At 62.3% G+C, this 17,949-nt stretch carries 13 protein-coding genes; 9 read left to right on the top strand and 4 right to left on the bottom strand.

Features of this window, described 5'->3' with window-relative positions; genetic code table 11:
- Nucleotides 1–32 precede the first annotated feature (32 nt).
- The 5 genes from glgC to bglA all read left to right on the top strand — a co-directional run bounded on the left by glgC (nucleotide 33) and on the right by bglA (nucleotide 8,127).
- Nucleotides 33–1,298, top strand: coding sequence for a glucose-1-phosphate adenylyltransferase (glgC, locus tag AC1D0I_RS07885; RefSeq protein ID WP_477394186.1), 1,266 nt, complete (start codon nucleotides 33–35; stop codon nucleotides 1,296–1,298).
- A 91-nt stretch (nucleotides 1,299–1,389) separates the two neighbouring features.
- A complete protein-coding gene (gene glgA, locus AC1D0I_RS07890) occupies nucleotides 1,390–2,835 on the top strand; it encodes a glycogen synthase GlgA (protein WP_477394188.1) in 1,446 nt (481 codons plus the stop codon).
- A 3-nt stretch (nucleotides 2,836–2,838) separates the two neighbouring features.
- Complete coding sequence (locus AC1D0I_RS07895; RefSeq protein WP_477394189.1) at nucleotides 2,839–4,467, top strand: alpha-D-glucose phosphate-specific phosphoglucomutase; 1,629 nt, start codon at nucleotides 2,839–2,841, stop codon at nucleotides 4,465–4,467.
- A gap of 11 nt (nucleotides 4,468–4,478) precedes the next feature.
- Nucleotides 4,479–6,515: a glycogen debranching protein GlgX gene (glgX, locus tag AC1D0I_RS07900; protein ID WP_477307657.1), complete on the top strand. Its 2,037-nt coding sequence runs from the start codon at nucleotides 4,479–4,481 to the stop codon at nucleotides 6,513–6,515.
- Entirely contained in the window at nucleotides 6,502–8,127 is a 1,626-nt protein-coding gene (gene bglA, locus AC1D0I_RS07905; protein WP_477307655.1) for a beta-galactosidase BglA, read from the top strand. The genes glgX and bglA overlap by 14 nt, the downstream gene beginning before the upstream one ends.
- A gap of 57 nt (nucleotides 8,128–8,184) precedes the next feature.
- On the opposite strand, the gene AC1D0I_RS07910 is transcribed toward bglA, so the two are convergent.
- Complete coding sequence (locus tag AC1D0I_RS07910) at nucleotides 8,185–9,951, bottom strand: hypothetical protein (protein ID WP_477394191.1); 1,767 nt, start codon at nucleotides 9,949–9,951, stop codon at nucleotides 8,185–8,187.
- Entirely contained in the window at nucleotides 9,952–10,407 is a 456-nt protein-coding gene (locus AC1D0I_RS07915) for a TadE/TadG family type IV pilus assembly protein (protein ID WP_477226157.1), read from the bottom strand.
- Between the two features lie 369 nt (nucleotides 10,408–10,776).
- Here AC1D0I_RS07915 and AC1D0I_RS07920 point away from each other — a divergent pair, with 369 nt between their 5' ends.
- The 4 genes from AC1D0I_RS07920 (at nucleotide 10,777) to AC1D0I_RS07935 (ending at nucleotide 16,192) form a co-directional block, all read left to right on the top strand.
- A complete protein-coding gene (locus AC1D0I_RS07920; protein ID WP_477226158.1) occupies nucleotides 10,777–12,369 on the top strand; it encodes a peptide ABC transporter substrate-binding protein in 1,593 nt (530 codons plus the stop codon).
- A 164-nt stretch (nucleotides 12,370–12,533) separates the two neighbouring features.
- The gene (locus tag AC1D0I_RS07925) at nucleotides 12,534–13,457 is read left to right on the top strand and encodes an ABC transporter permease subunit (protein WP_477226159.1); all 924 of its coding nucleotides are present in this window, start codon (nucleotides 12,534–12,536) and stop codon (nucleotides 13,455–13,457) included.
- Nucleotides 13,450–14,571: an ABC transporter permease gene (locus AC1D0I_RS07930; RefSeq protein WP_477394193.1), complete on the top strand. Its 1,122-nt coding sequence runs from the start codon at nucleotides 13,450–13,452 to the stop codon at nucleotides 14,569–14,571. The genes AC1D0I_RS07925 and AC1D0I_RS07930 overlap by 8 nt, the downstream gene beginning before the upstream one ends.
- A gap of 1 nt (nucleotide 14,572) precedes the next feature.
- The gene (locus AC1D0I_RS07935) at nucleotides 14,573–16,192 is read left to right on the top strand and encodes an ABC transporter ATP-binding protein (protein ID WP_477394194.1); all 1,620 of its coding nucleotides are present in this window, start codon (nucleotides 14,573–14,575) and stop codon (nucleotides 16,190–16,192) included.
- 27 nt (nucleotides 16,193–16,219) lie between these two features.
- On the opposite strand, the gene AC1D0I_RS07940 is transcribed toward AC1D0I_RS07935, so the two are convergent.
- Together AC1D0I_RS07940 and AC1D0I_RS07945 are read right to left on the bottom strand one after the other, a co-directional pair.
- The gene (locus tag AC1D0I_RS07940) at nucleotides 16,220–16,564 is read right to left on the bottom strand and encodes a hypothetical protein (protein WP_477226162.1); all 345 of its coding nucleotides are present in this window, start codon (nucleotides 16,562–16,564) and stop codon (nucleotides 16,220–16,222) included.
- Between the two features lie 287 nt (nucleotides 16,565–16,851).
- Entirely contained in the window at nucleotides 16,852–17,172 is a 321-nt protein-coding gene (locus AC1D0I_RS07945) for a hypothetical protein (RefSeq protein WP_477226163.1), read from the bottom strand.
- Nucleotides 17,173–17,949: the final 777 nt, after the last annotated feature.

Raw genomic sequence — 17,949 nt, forward strand, 5'->3', positions numbered from 1 at the left:
ATGTCGAGACTGAGTAACTTGGGAGGGTAGAAATGGCAGAGTTGAAACGGACCCAGCCGCTGGCGCGCGATGCCATGGCCTATGTACTGGCCGGCGGCCGTGGCAGCCGCCTCAAGGAACTGACCGACCGACGCGCCAAGCCGGCCGTCTATTTCGGCGGCAAGACGCGCATCATCGACTTCGCGCTCTCCAACGCGCTCAATTCCGGCATTCGCCGCCTCGGCGTCGCCACCCAGTACAAGGCGCATTCGCTGATCCGCCATCTGCAGCGAGGCTGGAACTTCCTGCGGCCCGAACGAAACGAGAGTTTCGACATCCTGCCGGCCAGCCAGCGCGTCTCGGAAACGCAGTGGTATGAAGGTACGGCTGACGCGGTTTACCAGAACATCGACATCATCGAGGCCTACGGGCCCGAATACATGGTCATCCTCGCCGGCGACCACATCTACAAGATGGACTACGAGTTGATGCTCCGCCAGCACGTCGACGCCAATGCCGACGTCACCGTCGGCTGCCTCGAAGTGCCGCGCATGGAAGCTGTCGGCTTCGGCGTCATGCATGTCGATGCCAAGGACAACATCATCGCCTTCGTCGAAAAGCCCGCCGATCCGCCCGGCATTCCCGACAGGCCGGAGTTCGCGCTGGCCTCGATGGGCATCTACGTCTTCAAGACCAAGTTCCTGATGGAGCAGCTGCGCCGCGACGCCGCCGAGCCGGGCTCGAGTCGCGACTTCGGCAAGGACATCATTCCCTATATCGTCCAGAACGGTAAGGCGATCGCCCACCGCTTCGCCAAGTCCTGCGTCCGTTCGACCGCCGAGAACGAGGCCTACTGGCGCGATGTCGGAACGGTCGACGCCTATTGGGAAGCCAACATCGATTTGACCGACGTCACGCCGGAACTTGACCTCTACGACCGCGACTGGCCGATCTGGACCTACGCCGAATTGAAGCCGCCGGCCAAGTTCGTGCATGACGAGGATGGCCGCCGCGGCTCCGCCGTCTCCTCGCTGGTCTCGGGCGATTGCATCGTCTCGGGTGCCTCGCTGAAGAGAAGCCTGATCTTCACTGGGGCGCGCATCAATTCCTATTCGACGCTCGAAGAAGTGGTCATGCTGCCCGACGTTCATGTCGGCCGGAACGCAAAGTTGAAGCGCGTTGTCATCGACCATGGTGTTAGGATACCGGAAGGGCTGGTGGTCGGCGAAGACCCCGTCCTCGACGCCAAGCGCTTCCGTGTTTCTGAAAAGGGCATCTGCCTAGTCACCCAGGACATGATCGACAAGCTGGCGCTTTAGAGCAATTCCAGGAAAAGTGTGAAACGGTTTTCCGTCCGGAATTGGGTCAAGACAAAGGGCTCTAGGACAGACAGGATCGGATTGTAGGCGCATGCAGGTTCTGTCGGTCACGCCCGAGATTTTTCCGCTGATCAAGACCGGCGGGCTTGCCGACGTGACCGGTGCGCTGCCCATCGCGCTGGCGGCCAAGGGCGTGACCATGCGCACGCTTATTCCCGGCTTTCCGACCGTGATGGCGGCCTTCAAGAAAAAGAAGGCCGTTCTGCAATATCCCTTGCTGCAGGGCGCCAAGGCCTCCGTCCATTCCATCCAACTCGCCGGGCTCGAACTGTTCGTGCTCGACGCGCCGCATCTGTTCGACCGTCCCGGCGGCCCCTATGGCAATGCGACCGGCGTCGATTGGCCTGACAATTGGCGGCGTTTCGCGGCGCTGAGCCAGGTCGGCGGCGACATCGCCGGCGGGGCCATCTCCGGCTACCAGCCCGACATCGTCCATGCCCATGACTGGCAGTCGGCGATGACGCTGGCTTACATGCGCTACGGCAAGGCGGTCGGCGTCCCCTCGATGATGACCGTCCACAACCTTGCCTTCCAGGGTCAGTTCGGCGCCGGCATCTTCGGCGAGCTTGGCTTGCCGGCGGTGGCGATGGCGCTCGACGGCGTCGAATATTATGGCGGCGTCGGCTTCCTCAAGGCCGGCCTGCAGGCGGCCTGGGCAATCACCACGGTCAGTCCGACCTACGCGCAGGAGATCCGCTCGGCCGAATTCGGCATGGGCCTCGACGGCCTTATCAACATGCGCTCCAGCGATCTCTATGGCATCGTCAACGGCATCGACACCGGCATCTGGGACCCGGAAACCGACAAGCATCTGGTCTCCGACTATACGGCCGCGACGCTAAAGGCGCGCGCGCCCAACAGGGCTGCCGTGGAGGACCGCTTCGGCCTCGAGCGCGACGACAGCCCGATCGTCTGCGTCATCAGCCGCCTGACCTGGCAAAAGGGTATGGACATACTGGCAATGGTCGTCGACGGCATCGTTGCCAGGGGCGCGCGGCTGGCCATCCTGGGTTCGGGCGATGCCGGCCTCGAAGGCGCACTGCTCGCCGCCGCGGCTCGACATCGTGGCCGCATCGGCGTCGTCATCGGCTATGACGAGGGGCTGTCGCACATCATGCAAGGCGGCTGCGACGCCATTGTCATTCCCTCGCGCTTCGAACCCTGCGGGCTGACGCAGCTTTACGGCCTGCGCTATGGCTGCGTGCCGCTGGTTGCCCGCACCGGCGGCCTGGCCGATACGGTCATCGATGCCAACGAGGCCGCCGTCTCGGCCGGCGTCGCGACCGGCTTCCAGTTCGCGCCCAACAATGGCGGCGCCCTGCTGCACGCCGTGCGCCGCCTCGTCGACGCACATGCCAGTCCAGCGGTCTGGGAATCGCTGCAGCGCCAGGGCATGAAAGCCGATGTTTCCTGGGACAAGAGCGCCGAAAAATACGTCGAACTCTATCGCTTGCTGCTTTCGAAAAGGGTTGCCTGAAGCATGATACGGACCGTCCCCACCAAACCCTATTCCGACCAGAAACCCGGTACTTCGGGCCTGCGCAAGAAGGTGCCGGTGTTCCAGCAGGAGCACTATGCCGAGAACTTCATCCAGTCGATCTTCGACGCGCTCGACGGGTTCAAGGGCAAGACCCTGGTGATCGGCGGCGATGGCCGCTTCTACAACCGCGAGGTCATCCAGAAGGCGATCGCCATGGCCGCCGCGAACGGCTTCGGCAAGGTGATGGTCGGGCAGGGTGGCATCCTGTCGACGCCGGCCGCCTCGCATGTCATCCGCAAATACAAGACCTTCGGCGGCATCATCCTGTCGGCCAGCCACAATCCGGGCGGTCCGCACGAGGATTTCGGCATCAAGTACAATGCCGGTAATGGCGGTCCGGCGCCGGAAAAGCTGACCGACGCGATCTTCGAAAAAACCAAGACGATTGCGAGCTTCAAGACCACCGATATCGAGGCGATCGACATCGACAAGATCGGCACGGTCAAGGCCGGCGGCATGACGGTCGAGATCATCGATCCGGTCGCCGACTATGCCGAGCTGATGGAAAGCCTGTTCGATTTCGACGCCATCCGCGCCAATTTCAAATACGGCTTTCGCATGCGCTTCGACGCCATGCACGCGGTGACCGGCCCCTACGCCAAGGAGATCCTGGAAAACCGGCTTGGCGCGCCCAACGGCACCTGCCGCAACTTCAAGCCGCTGCCCGATTTCGGTGGTCACCATCCGGACCCCAACCTCGTCCATGCCAAGCATCTCTATGACGAGATGATGGGGCCGGACGCGCCGGATTTCGGCGCCGCCTCCGACGGCGACGGCGACCGCAACCTGATCATCGGCAAGGGCATATTCGTCACGCCGTCGGATTCTGTCGCCATGCTTGCCGCCAACGCCCGCCTGGCTCCCGGCTACCGCGAAGGCCTGAAGGGCATCGCCCGCTCGATGCCGACCAGTGGCGCGGCCGATCGCGTCGCCGAAAAACTCGGCATCGGCATCTATGAAACTCCGACCGGCTGGAAGTTCTTCGGCAACCTGCTCGACGCCGACATGGCGACGATCTGCGGCGAGGAAAGTGCCGGAACCGGCTCCAACCATGTCCGCGAAAAGGACGGCCTGTGGGCGGTGCTGCTGTGGCTCAATATCCTCGCCGCGCGCGGTGAGAGCTGCAAGCAGATCGTCACCGAGCATTGGGCGACCTATGGCCGCAACTACTATTCGCGCCACGACTATGAGGAGGTCGAGAGTGACCGCGCCAACGCGCTGATCGACGAACTTCGCGCCAAGCTCGGTTCATTGCCGGGGACCAAGGTGCGCGGCATGACGATCGCCAGCGCCGACGACTTTGCCTATCACGATCCGGTCGATGGTTCGACCAGCGAACACCAGGGCATAAGGGTGCTGTTCGAGGGCGGTTCGCGCGTCGTCTTCAGGCTTTCCGGCACCGGCACGTCGGGCGCGACTTTGCGCGTCTATATCGAGCGCTACGAGCCGGACACGTCGAGGCACGATCTCGATACCCAGGCCGCCCTTGCCGATCTGATATCGGCGGCCGATGATATTGCAGGGATTCGCAGCCATACCGGCCGCGCCAAGCCGAGTGTCATCACTTAATGAAATCTGCGATGCCGGCCGATCAGCGGCCGCGATTTGGCGGGCTTGTTTCGGAGGGCGGCATTCGCTTTGCCGCATGGTCGCAGGCCGCCCGTCGGCTCTGGGTCTCGATTTTTGACGAGCAGGGCAACCAGGAAATCGAACGGCTTGAGCTGCAGCTGGAAGGCGAGGGCGTGCATGCGCTCTTCGTCGCCGGTCTTGGCCCAGGCACCCGCTACGGGTTTCGCGCCGATGGCGACTATGCGCCGGATCGCGGCCTATGGTTCGACCCCGAAAAAATGTTGATCGATCCCTACGCCCTCGGGATCGACAGGCCTTACGCCTATGACTGGCAGCTGACCCGGCGCCGGGGCGAGGGCCTCGATACCGCGCCGCTGATGCCAAAGGCCATTGCCGCTGCCTTGCCGAAACCAGTGCCGGCAGCGCCGCCGCTGTTCCAGCCCGGCGGCCTGATCTACGAAGTGCCGGTGCGCGCCTTCACCATGCTGCATCCGGACATTCCCGAGAACCTGCGCGGCACGGTCGCTGCTCTCGCCCATCCTGTGGTTATCGAGCACCTGAAAAAGCTCGGCGTCAGTGCTGTCGAATTGATGCCGGTGACGGCGTCGATCGATGAACGGCACCTGCCGCCGCTCGGGCTGCGCAACGCCTGGGGCTACAATCCCGTCACCTTCATGGCGCTTGATCCACGCCTTGCGCCTGGCGGCATCATGGAATTGCGGAACGCGGTCGCCGCGCTACGGCAGGCCGGCATCGGCGTCATTCTGGACCTTGTCTTCAACCACACCGGCGAGAGCGACCGGCTCGGGCCAACACTGTCGCTGCGCGGTTTCGACAACCAGGCCTATTACCGGCACACGCCGGACGGCAGGCTGGCCAACGACACCGGGACGGGTAACACGGTGGCATGCGACCACCCGATCGCTGGGGAGATGGTCCTCGACACGCTTCGCCATTTTGTCCGCTATGCCGGCGTCGATGGTTTCCGCTTCGACCTGGCGCCCATTCTGGGACGGGTCGAAGGGACATTCGACGACGAGGCGCCGTTGCTGAAGGCGATGGGCGAGGACGTGCTGCTGGCCGATCGCGTGCTGATCGCCGAACCTTGGGACATCGGTCCGGATGGCTATCAGCTCGGGAATTTTCCGCCGCCTTTCCTCGAATGGAATGACAAGTATCGCGATGATATCAGGCGCTTCTGGCGCGGTGACGCCGGCATGGTCGGCGCACTGGCGACCCGGCTTTCCGGTTCGTCCGATGTGTTTGCGGCAAACGAACAAAGCGCCAGCCGCACGGTCAATTTCATCGCCGCCCATGACGGCATGACCCTGACCGACATCGTGCGCTACGAGCGCAAGCACAACCAGGCCAATGGCGAGCAGAACCGCGACGGCCACAATGAAAACCTGTCCTGGAACAACGGCGTGGAAGGCGATGCGGACAAGCCGGCCGTAGCTACGGCGCGCCTCAACGATCAGCACGCGCTGCTCGCCACCTTGTTTGCCTCGCGCGGCACCATCATGCTGACGGCCGGCGACGAATTCGGCCGCAGCCAGCAGGGCAACAACAATGCCTATGCGCAGGACAACGCGATCACCTGGCTCGACTGGGCCGGGCGCGACCAGGCGCTGGAGCATTACACGGTCCTGCTTTCGACGCTGCGCCGAGCGGTGCCGGCACTCTCCGACACGCGCTTTCTCACGGGCCGGCCACCAGGAAATTCCGACATAGCGGACGTCGCATGGCTGACCGAAACAGGCGCGCCGCTCGACCAACAAAGCTGGCAGGACCCGCAGCGGCACCGCCTGGTCATGATCCTGGGCGGCGACAGCGATGACGAACGCCGTCTTGCGGTGCTCATCAACGGCGACCGCCGGGCCTGCATTTTCACCCTGCCGCCTCGCGAGGGATTTTTCTGGGAGCCGGCCATTGAAACGGCTGAGGCGGCCGACATCGAGCGGCCGGTATCGGGGCGGTCGGTGATCTTCATGATCGAACGCGCAGCTGCACAGGCCGGCACAGGGGAGAAGCGCAATGGCGGCAGGTGACCGGATCGGATGGTGGCGTGGCTGCGTCATCTATCAGATCTATCCGCGCTCCTTCCAGGATACGACCGGCGACGGCAGCGGCGATCTGCGCGGCATCGCCAACCGCCTGGAGCATGTCGCCTCCCTTGGTGTCGACGCCATCTGGCTGTCGCCCTTCTTCAAGTCACCGATGGCTGACATGGGCTACGACGTGTCGGACTATTGCGCCGTCGATCCGATGTTCGGTGGCATGGAGGATTTCGATGCGCTGGTCGCCGAGGCGCATCGGCTCGGCCTGAAAGTCATCATCGACCAGGTATTGTCGCACTCATCCGACAAGCACGAATGGTTCGTCGAAAGCCGCTCCAGCCGCGACAACCCCAAGGCCGACTGGTATGTCTGGGCCGATACCAAGCCCGATGGCGGCGCGCCCAACAACTGGCTCTCCGTCTTCGGTGGCCCGGCCTGGGAGTGGGATTCGACCCGCCGGCAGTACTACATGCACAATTTTCTCGCTTCTCAGCCGGATTTGAATTTCCACAATCCGGAGGTCCACGACGCGCTTCTGGAAACGGTACGGTTCTGGCTGGAGCGTGGCGTCGACGGCTTTCGGCTCGACACGGTCAACTACTATGTCCACGACCGCTGGCTGCGCAGCAATCCACCCTTGGCGTCAAGCGTCGCCGGCACCAACAGCGAGACCAACACCTACCTCTACCAGGAACATCTGTTCGACAAGACGCAGCCGGAAAACCTGGCGTTCCTCAAGCGCTTCAGGGCGCTGCTCGACGAGTATGACGACCGCGCCGCCGTCGGCGAGATCGGCGATGAAGGCCGCTCTTTGCAGACGCTCGCCGCCTACACCACCGGCGGCGACAAGCTCCATATGTGTTACACCTTTGACCTGCTTGGCCCACAATTCTCGGCGGCGCATGTGCGGGGCTGTGTCGAAGCCTTCGAGGCGGCGGTGTCCGACGGCTGGGTCTGCTGGGCGTTTTCCAACCATGACGTGGTGCGCCACGTCACCCGCTGGACGAGGCCCGACAGCGATCCCGATACGGTCGCAAGGTTCTCGATCATGCTGCTCTCCTGCCTGCGCGGATCGATCTGTCTCTACGAGGGCGAGGAACTCGGCCTGGAGGAGGCGGAACTCGCCTTCGAGGATCTGCGCGATCCCGTTGGCATCCGCTTCTGGCCGGGCGTCAAGGGCAGGGACGGCTGTCGCACGCCGATGGTCTGGGAGGCCGGTGCCGACAATGCGGGCTTCTCCACCGGTAAACCGTGGCTGCCGATACCGGCCAGCCATCGCGACCGCGCGGTCGACGTCCAGAACGCCGACACCGCCTCGGTGCTCGCCTTCTATCGGACCATGCTCGCCTTGCGCAGGGGGCATCCGGCGCTGGTCGGCGGTTCGATCCAGTTTTTCGATGCGGACGGCGAAATTCTCGCCTTCATCCGCGAAGACGGCGGTGAGAAACTTCTCTGTGTCTTCAACTTCGCCGAGGAGCCGGCGAATTGGCCGTTGCCGCCGGATACAGGAGCTGTCGTGGCTATTGATGGTGGCCGCGGGGTTGTTGAAGAGAGCCAGATCTCGCTGCCGGCGCTTGGCTGTTTCCTTGGTCAGCTCGACTGATTCAGTGCTTCGGCCGCCGCTTGCGAGGAAGGTGATCCCGCTTGGGCTGCTGATGCCTTATTGAACGAGAACCGCGCGCCCGCAGGTCGCACCGGTGACACGCACATCGGCCTGGCCGACGCCGATACCGAGCGCCGAAAGCACGTTGTAGAGCAGGTCGTCGACCGGCGCCGTTACGCCGTTCAGCACGGCCATGACTGCCGGCTTCACCGTTGCGAGCAGTGCGGTCAGATCGATTCCGAGACCAAGCGCATTGACCGAAAGCGACAGGTTGCCGACCAGCGATGTGGTCAGCGACTGCGATATGTTGCGCGTCGAAACGGTCTTGACCGTCTTGTTGGCGATGTCGGTCGCATTGAAGTTCAACGTCGTCGGGCTATTGTTGGTGATCGCGGTGGCGGCGGAACCCATCACCTGTATCAGCGGAATGTTGATCAGCAGCATATGGAGGCTCACATCCGCGATCTCCGCGTCGGTGAACGTCTGCGGCTGACTGAAATCGCCGAAGCCTGAACTGTTGCTGTTGGCCAGATGCAGCGAGGCGATACCCGGGTGCGCGGCGATGGAAACATTGATGCTGGAAGGCCCGGTCGGACAGGTGATGTCGGTCAGTTTGGCTTCGGCATAGGCGACTTCCACATTGAGCGGCAGATTGACGGCCAGCAGACTGATACCGCCGCCGAGACCGGGCGTGCCGACACCGACGCTGGCAACCAGTTTGATGCGCGTCTGGGCGGTGCGCACCACGGTTCCGATGCCATCGACCGCCAGCCATGGCGAAGATTGCATCGGCTCGCCAATGGCAATGGTAAGCGCCGTGGACAGAAGCCCGGGTACGGTGGCGCCAAGATTGACCTGGGCCTGGTTGGTGCCGTTGGCCAGTACGGCGGCAGCGGTCAGCATGCCCATGGCGTTGGTGTCTAGCCCAAGGCCGGTTGGTCTTTGCCCGAGAGCCAAGCTGCCGACTGAACCGAGATCGACAAGCTTGTTGAGCGGGATCTTGCCCGTGCTGGTCGATTTCGAGGCGATGGTCTGCAGCGCCAGCTTGGCCGTGTTGCCAAGCCCGGGCACGTTGGCCATGGCGGCGGCGATCTGGCCGACAGTCGCATTCGATGCCAGCACGTCCGAATAGGTGACGCCGGTCAGGCTCAATTGTGTGGCAAGACCGTCTATGAACGAGAGCACGCTGACATCGGCCGAGATCAACCCGTTGTAGTCCATGACGCTGAGCGAGATGTTGCCGCCGAGAAGTCCACTGAGCAGCGCGTTGAGAATGCCGCCATTGACGCTGAGCAACCTCGACCCGACCGAGAACGTCGCCTGCGGCGTCATGCTGGCGGTGGCCTCGGTGCCGATGACGGGAGTGGGGAGCAGCGAACTCGCGAAATAGCGGGCAGGGATCTTCTTCAGGGTGACACGGACGGCATTGTAGGGCGTTACGCCGGACTGGAAGCGTTGGCTGACATTGGCGGTTGATGCCGCGTAGCGGCCGGGCGTGACCGACACGACGGTTTTGCCGACGGCCGGCGCGATCGTCTGTCCCGAGCCTTGAACGACCACGCCTGGCATGCCGTTGTCGGTCAGCGTGGTCACGACAGCGGTGTCGACTTTGGTGATGTTCGAGGCAGCGGTGATCGCAGCAAGGTCCACCATTGCCTGGGCTTCGCGGCGCTCGGTATAGATCGAGGCTTCGTCGATTGCCACCGCAGCCAGCGCCAGCGCGACCGGCGCGCTCAACGCGGTCATGACGGCGATGTTCGCCTGTCTGTCGGCCAGCATCAATCGGGCGAGCCGGCCGATCGCATCGCAAGCCCGCAGCAGCATTCAGATGCCCCCGACCCTTATCGTTGACTGGCGCTTGATCGTACTTCCCGGCATGGCAATGCCCGGGAAGAGATTCCAGATCGGCAGGTTGCGGGCATCGTACTGGATGGACACCACGAACTGGCTTCCGTCGGCCGTGCTGTCGTTGGCCTGGTAGGTCAACTTGCTGGCATCCACGAAGGGATACCCGCCGGCATTGTTGGTGACGAAGCTGGCGACGAGCGTCTGGCGCTCGGTCTGGTTCAGTCCGGCAATTGCTGTGCGGGCCGCATCCGCCGCGATCTGCTGGATCGAGTTTGCGGCGCCAAAATATATGCCGTATGCAACCATTCCGAGTAGAAGGAGGATGAAGATGGGCGAGAGCAGTGCGAACTCAACCGCAGAAGTACCGGATTCTTCTTGAAATTTCCGCATTAACTGACGGATTTCTATTGATTTACTTGTCCAGGTACTCATGACTGCCACGCGTCTGAGATGGAATCGTATAAAAGGCACCCATAATGTAACTTATGGTTGCTTAAGAACGCATTAACACATTCCGGCAAACTGGCGCGGCCACAGATTCCGGGTGAAGAATGGCGTCGAGATGAGGAAACCAAGTCAAGCTTCTGGTTTCGGCTGGTGTTTCGGCCGTCACGGCACAACTTTCGTGCCGCCTTACTTTGGGTGACCCAGAGAGTCTGTTGAAATAAAAATTCTCCGCGTTAGTGTCTGGGCACCAGCCGCAGGAAGGGAACCGGCGGCGCGCTCAAAGGGGTCAGACATCGGCTCCGGGGCGTCAACACTCAAAGGCGCGCCGACGGCAGCGCCGACAGGGAGAACTTCATGCTGAGAAACATGCTGAAGGCGACGGTGTTCGCCACGACGATGGCATTGGCAGCCGGCACATTCTACACGCCGGCTTTCGCCGAGACCGTCTACAACAGAGGCGCCGCCGCCGAGGCGGAGACGGTCGACCCGCACAAGACCTCGACCGTCTACGAAGCCGATATCATTCGCGACCTGTTCCAGGGACTGGTCATGCACGATCAGAAGACGAACCTCATACCGGGCGCCGCCGAAAGCTGGACCGTATCGGATGACGGCACCGTCTACACCTTCAAGCTGCGCAAGGACGGCTTGTGGTCGGATGGCAGCCCGGTGACGGCGGACGACTTCGTCTACTCCTTCCGTAGGCTGGAGGATCCGGCCACCGCCGCCGAATACGCTTCCATGCTCTATCCCGTGAAGAACGCCGAGGAAGTCAACACCAAGAAAGGCAAGCCCGAGGATTTGGGCGTCAAGGCGATCGACACCAACACCCTTGAAGTGACTCTGAAGGCGCCGACGCCCTACTTCCTGGAGATGCTGACCCACCAGGCCACCTATCCGGTCAACAAGGCCTCAATCGAAAAGCTCGGCGCCGACTGGATCAAGGCGGGCAATCTCGTTTCGAACGGCGCCTATACGCTGGCCGAGTGGATTCCCAACGACCACATGAAGCTGGTCAAGAATCCGAAATTCTGGGACGCCGCCACCGTCAAGATGGACGTCGTCAACTATATCCCGACCGAAGACCGTTCATCGGCGATGAAGCGCTTCGAGGCCGGCGAACTCGACAGTTACGGCGACCTGCCGACCGAACAGCTCGCTGACCTCAAGGCCAAGTTCGGCGCTCAGGTCCGCGTCGGACCGTATCTCGGCACCTACTACTATGCGATCAAGACCGACAAGGCGCCTTGGGACAATGTCGAGCTGCGCAACGCCATCTCGATGGCGATCGACCGCGATTTCATCGCCGAAAAGGTCTGGCAGAACTCGATGCTGCCTGGCTATTCGATGGTGCCTCCGGGCATAGCCGGCTACACGCCGGCAATGGCCAAATACGCCGACATGCCGCAGATCGACCGCGAGGACGCCGCAAAGAAAATCCTCGAGAAACTCGGCTATACCCCCGAGCATCCGCTGAAGATGGAGATCCGCTACAACACCTCGGAAAACCACAAGAACACCGCGGTCGCCATCCAGGAACAGCTGAAGCCGCTTGGCGTCGAGGTCACGCTGCTCAACACTGACACCAAGACCCACTATTCCTTCCTCGAGCAGAAGGGCAATTACGACGTGGCGCGTGCCGCCTGGATCGCCGACTACAAGGATCCCGAGACCTTCCTCGGCATCACACGCAAGGCCAGCGGCAACAACTATTCGAGCTATGTCAGCCCGGCATATGAAGCGGCAATGGACAAGGCGGCGGCTGCCGGTGGCAAGCCAGAAGAGCGCATGAAGGACCTTACTGAGGCCGAGCGCATCCTTGTCGATGACGTCGGTAACATTCCGCTTCTCTACTACAGCTTCCACGATATCGTTTCCTCGAAGCTGCATGGCTTCGACGACAATGTGATGGATGTGCATCCGTCGCGCTTCATCAGCAAGGACTGATCCCTGGCCAAGCCGCCGCGCATTGAATGCGCGGCGGCGCTGGTTTGCCATCGCATCGGCCCGGGAACCGGAATCGCTTTTCGGCAATGTCGGTGCGAAGATTTGAAGGCTAGAGTGCAATCGTCCAACTGGACGCGCGCTGCTCTGGATCAAGCGGGGCACCGATGCTGCGATATGTACTAAGGCGGCTTTTGACCGCCATTCCGACGCTGTTCGTCATCGTGACCATGGCGTTCTTCCTGATACGCGTCGCGCCGGGAGGCCCGTTCAACCAGGAGCGAGGGCTGAGCCCCGAGATCAGGGCCAATCTGGAAGCGCAATTCGGCCTAGGCGATCCGCTCTGGCTGCAATATGTCCACTATCTCGGCAATCTGCTGCGCGGCAATTTCGGACCGAGCTACAACATGCCGGATTTCACCGTCACCGAACTGTTCGCCAAGGGGCTGCCGATTTCGATCCAGCTCGGCACCTCGGCGCTTGTCCTTGCACTTCTGCTCGGTTCGGTGCTCGGCACCATTGCCGCGCTCAACCAGAACAAGCTTGGCGACTATACTGTGATTGCGCTGGCAACCGCCGGCAGCACAATCCCCACCTTCGTCATCGCGCCGGTGATCCAGCTCCTGTTCGGGCTGACCTGGAAGCTCCTGCCGATCGGCGGATGGGGCGATGGCGCCTTCATCAACAAGGTTGGCCCGGTGCTGACGCTCGCTCTGCCGCAGATCGCCATCGTCGCCCGGCTGATGCGTGGCTCGATGATCGAATCCTTACGGTCCCATCATATCCGCACAGCCCGCGCGCTCGGCCTCTCCGACTGGTCGGTGGTGGTCAAGCACGCGCTGCGCGGCGCCATCCTGCCGATCGTCTCCTTCACCGGCCCGGCAGCCGCCGCGCTGCTGACCGGCTCGGTCATCGTCGAGACGATTTTCTCCATTCCGGGCGTCGGCCGCTATTTTGTCGATGCCGCGCTCAACCGCGACTACACGCTGGTGATGGGAACGGTGGTGGTGATCGCCATCTTTACCATCGTCTTCAACCTGATCGTCGACGTCATGTACGCGGTCGTCGACCCGAGGGTGCGCTATGACTGACATTGCAGCCACGGCTCCCGCCGTCATCGGCCGCTCGCTCTGGGYGGACGCCTGGGCGCGCCTCAAGGCCAATCGCGCCGCCATGTTCAGTCTGTATTACCTTGCCCTGATCGGTGTCGTCAGCGTGTTCGGACCCTGGTTCGTGCCGCATCAATACACCACCATCTATGCCGACTATGTGCGCATGCCGCCCAGCCTGTCGGCCTATCCGAAGGCCGAGATGATCGAGACGGCGCTCACCGAAGCGATCAAGCGCATGCGTGTCGACATCAAGGAATGGCGGCAGGAAGGCAACCAGGTCTTCGTCACCGTCAAGTCGACCAAGCCGATCGACGACCGCAACATCCGCTATCTCGACCGTTCCGACGCCTTTGACGACACCAAGATCGAAAGCAAGTCGCCCGACGGCCTCGAAGTGACGATGAGCGCCTCGGTCAAGCAGCAGTATTTCCTGTTCGGCACCGACAACACCGGCCGCGATCTCCTGTCGCGCACGCTGATGGCCGGGCGCATCTCATTGGCCATCGGTCTGCTCGCCGGCGTCGTGGCGGTGGTCATCGGCGTCGTCTATGGCGCGGCGGCCGGCTTTGCCGGGGGCAAGGTCGACGAGGTGATGATGCGCATCGTCGATGTGCTCTATTCCTTACCCTTCATCTTCTTCGTCATCATGCTGGTGGTGTTCTTCGGCCGCAACTTCGTGTTGATGTTCCTGGCCGTGGGCGCCGTGCTGTGGCTCGACATGGCCCGCATCGTGCGCGGCCAAGCGCTGTCGATCCGCCGCCAGGAATATGTCCAGGCGGCGGAAGCCATGGGCGTCGGCCAGCGCGGCATCCTGCTGCGCCACGTCATTCCCAACCTGCTGGGTCCCGTGGTGATCTACATGACGCTGCTGGTGCCACAGGTCATCATCCTGGAGAGTTTCCTATCGTTCCTCGGGCTCGGCGTGCAGGAGCCGATGACCAGCTGGGGCGTGCTGATCTCGGTCGGCGCCAAGAACATCGGCACCGCCAACTGGCTGCTCCTGTTTCCCGCCTTCTTCCTCGTCTCGACGCTGTTCGCCCTGAATTTCGTCGGCGACGGCCTGCGCGACGCGCTCGACCCCAAGGACCGCTGAGATGGCTGCTTCCGAAACGATCCTCAGCGTCAAGGACCTGCGCGTCCGCTTTCGCACGCTCGACGGCGCGGTCGAGGCGGTGAAGGGTATCAACATCCACGTCAATGCAGGCGAAACCGTTGCCGTGGTTGGCGAGTCCGGATCCGGCAAGAGCCAGACGATGATGGCGGCGATGAGCCTGCTGGCGTCGAATGGCGAAGCCACCGGCAGTGTCGACTATCGCGGCCGCAACCTTCTGACATTGAGCAAATCCGAACTGAACAAGGTCCGCGGCGCCAAGATCAGCATGATCTTCCAGGAGCCGATGACCTCGCTCGATCCGCTCTATTCGATCGGCAACCAGCTGATCGAACCGATCCGCCGGCATCGGGGCTTGAATGCCGCCGAGGCGCACGAAGAGGCGCTCAAGCTGCTGCGCCTCGTGCATATCCCCGATCCCGAGCGGCGGATGAAATCCTACCCGCACGAAATGTCGGGTGGCCAGCGCCAGCGCGTCATGATCGCCATGGCGCTTGCCAACGACCCGGACATCCTGATCGCCGACGAGCCGACGACGGCGCTCGACGTGACCATCCAGGCGCAGATCCTGATGCTTCTGGCCGAGCTGCAACGCAAGCTCGGCATGGCGATCGTCTTCATCACCCACGATCTCGGCATCGTCCGGCGCTTCGCGGATCGCGTCTATGTCATGCGCCAGGGCGAGGTCGTCGAGGAGGGGGAGGCGGAAGCCATCTTCGTCAATCCGCAGCATGCCTATACGAAAATGCTGCTGGCGGCCGAGCCGACCGGCAGCAAGGCGCCGCCGCCCGCCAACGCCCCGGTGGTGCTCGAAGGCAGGAATGTCGAAGTGACATTCAGGATCGGCGGCGGGTTTCTTGCTGGCGAGCCGCTGATGCTGCGCGCCGTCGACCACATTTCGATCCGGCTGCAGCGCAACCAGACCATCGGCATTGTCGGTGAATCCGGCTCGGGCAAATCGACGCTCGGCCGCGCCTTGCTGCGGCTGTTGCCGAGCGATGGCCTCATCCGTTTCGGCGACCGCGACATTTCCACCGCCGACCGACAAGCGATGCGGCCGCTGCGGCGCGAGATGCAACTGGTCTTCCAGGACCCGTTCGGCTCGCTATCGCCGCGCATGACTGTCGGCCAGGTCATCAACGAAGGATTGCTGGTGCATGAGCCGAACCTGTCGGGCAAGCAGCGCGATCAGCGCGCGGTCGAGGCCCTGAACGAAGTCGGCCTCGATCCCAATGCACGCAACCGCTACCCGCACGAATTCTCCGGCGGGCAACGGCAGCGCATCGCCATCGCGCGGGCCATGATCCTGAAGCCCAAGCTGGTGGTGCTGGACGAGCCGACCTCGGCCCTCGACCGCTCGGTGCAGAAACAGATCGTCGAACTGCTGCGCAAGCTGCAGGCCGACCACGAACTGTCCTACCTCTTCATCAGCCACGATCTCTCGGTCGTGCGCGCCATGGCCGACTACATCATCGTCATGAAGCAAGGCAAGATCGTCGAGGAGGGGCCGACCGAGGCGATCTTCAGCAACCCGCAGCACGCCTACACACAGACGCTGATGGCCGCCGCGATCGACGTCACACGCTTCAGGCTGAGCGCCTGAAGCGCGCCCGCTCGGGAGAACTCAAGCTCATTGCGAAGGCGAGGTGCATCGGCGTGCCCTGGCGCTGGCAAGAGCCGCTTGCTGCTGTTTCAGGCGGTCGATCCTGGCCGTTTCGCGCTCCGCGACCGCGCCCTTCACGCGCGCGCCGCCCAGCAGCCAGCGTGGGACGCTGGTGTTGGCGACCTTGCCGCGGGTGATTGCTGTTTGCGAGATGTCGCGCGCGACGACACCCATCGCGCTGTTGAGCTCGGCGCAGCTCATGCTGTCGTATTTCGCCGGATCGACGGTTCGGCCGATCGACGAACAGCCGGCGAGAAGAAACAGTGCAATCACAAGAGCCGGTGGTGAGGCTGTCGTTGAAATCAGATTCATGTCCGCACCCGGCACAGCCGTTTCACTGGCTCCATCATATGCATCGAACTACTAGAGCCGACGGCCATCTTCGTCAAAGTTTCCGATCGCTGCGGAACCCATCACAGAGGCGAGCCCATCGCCACATGAACACACGGGGTTCCCGCAAATTTCAGGAACGTTCTCTGTCACTCGAAGTTGGTGTTCGTCGAGTGCACTAAAACAATGACTGGTAAACGGGAAAGCCCGTCCCGGCTGACGCTGGGGCGGGCTTTCTTTTCGTGTTCGCTTGGGCAGGCAGTGGGCGATCAGTAGCCGTCGTTTTCGATGACCACGGGGTGGTGGCGATAGTGACGGTGAGTGGAAACGGAGCCTGTCACGACGACGGTGTCTGGGCGATGATGCCGTCTCACGACGACCATGTCTCCGCGATGATGCCGGCGTCCATGGTCATAGAACGCAACTTCGCCATGGCGGCGGTGATGCAAGCGCTGACCGTCCTCGTTGATGATCCTGACGCTGTTGTGGTGTCGATGGTGGGTTCTGATAACCACATCGGCCTCGGCTGCCGAAGCTATGGCCGGCAAGCCGACGGAAAGCGCCAACGCGCACATGATCATTGTTTTCATTGCAGTTTCTCCATTTCCTGAATTGGCCCTTCGTTTGGATAACTGCCTGTGATCAATTTGGTTCCGGCCTGCTTGGGCCAGCCCGAAACGCTTGCGGCATGTCGAAAGAGGGGCGATCGCATCGCCTAGGGCTGAGAAGGGGCTGCCTCTCGCTGATGGTATTTGCAAAGAACGATGCGTCTCGACGCGTCGGTCTCGCTCACGTCGGGCAGCACAACGATCTGCCCCCAAAAATCGCAATATCTGGCTACTGCCTCCGGCAGCTCCTTGCCGCTCATGCCAGAGATCGCAGCGATATCACCTTCGCTACAGTTGGTCTTTCCGGAGAGCTGCGCTGCCGCCGGTACTATCTTGCATGACCGCTCGTCGTTTGCCTGCGAGGGCGCGCAACCGCAGGCAAGTGCGACTGCTGCTGTGACAACCAATTTGCGCATGTTGGCTCCGGACCTGACCGGCATTCTGTCGCCGCCGTAACTACAAATATGAAGCGCAGCTAATACAAAGGCAAATTCACCAGGCCATCTCTCGATTTGCCAAATGGCGGAACATTAGACGTGCCTAATTGTTCTACTCCTCACAGCCGACATCCGTGTCTGCTGAAGATCAGCCGGCAAAGGCTGGTCGGCCCGCGTTCTCCGCCAGAGGCGCGGGCTTCCCAAGGCAACAGGAGAACGATTATGAACAACATCATTTGGCTCGTTGGCGCGGTGGTCATCGTAATTGCGATATTGAGCTTCTTCGGCCTCCGATAAACGCGACGCGAGTTCTGGCCGGTCG

This window comes from Mesorhizobium sp. P2_D1 (assembly GCF_056404455.1).

Bases quoted from the DNA above. Each gene is read 5' to 3' on its own strand.
- AC1D0I_RS07945 (WP_477226163.1), bottom strand. From the start codon at position 17,172: ATGAAAACAATGATCATGTGCGCGTTGGCGCTTTCCGTCGGCTTGCCG.
- AC1D0I_RS07915 (WP_477226157.1), bottom strand. From the start codon at position 10,407: ATGAGTACCTGGACAAGTAAATCAATAGAAATCCGTCAGTTAATGCGG.
- AC1D0I_RS07920 (WP_477226158.1), top strand. From the start codon at position 10,777: ATGCTGAGAAACATGCTGAAGGCGACGGTGTTCGCCACGACGATGGCA.
- AC1D0I_RS07895 (WP_477394189.1), top strand. From the start codon at position 2,839: ATGATACGGACCGTCCCCACCAAACCCTATTCCGACCAGAAACCCGGT.
- AC1D0I_RS07910 (WP_477394191.1), bottom strand. From the start codon at position 9,951: ATGCTGCTGCGGGCTTGCGATGCGATCGGCCGGCTCGCCCGATTGATG.
- AC1D0I_RS07935 (WP_477394194.1), top strand. From the start codon at position 14,573: ATGGCTGCTTCCGAAACGATCCTCAGCGTCAAGGACCTGCGCGTCCGC.
- glgA (WP_477394188.1), top strand. From the start codon at position 1,390: ATGCAGGTTCTGTCGGTCACGCCCGAGATTTTTCCGCTGATCAAGACC.
- glgX (WP_477307657.1), top strand. From the start codon at position 4,479: ATGCCGGCCGATCAGCGGCCGCGATTTGGCGGGCTTGTTTCGGAGGGC.
- bglA (WP_477307655.1), top strand. From the start codon at position 6,502: ATGGCGGCAGGTGACCGGATCGGATGGTGGCGTGGCTGCGTCATCTAT.
- glgC (WP_477394186.1), top strand. From the start codon at position 33: ATGGCAGAGTTGAAACGGACCCAGCCGCTGGCGCGCGATGCCATGGCC.
- AC1D0I_RS07940 (WP_477226162.1), bottom strand. From the start codon at position 16,564: ATGAATCTGATTTCAACGACAGCCTCACCACCGGCTCTTGTGATTGCA.
- AC1D0I_RS07925 (WP_477226159.1), top strand. From the start codon at position 12,534: ATGCTGCGATATGTACTAAGGCGGCTTTTGACCGCCATTCCGACGCTG.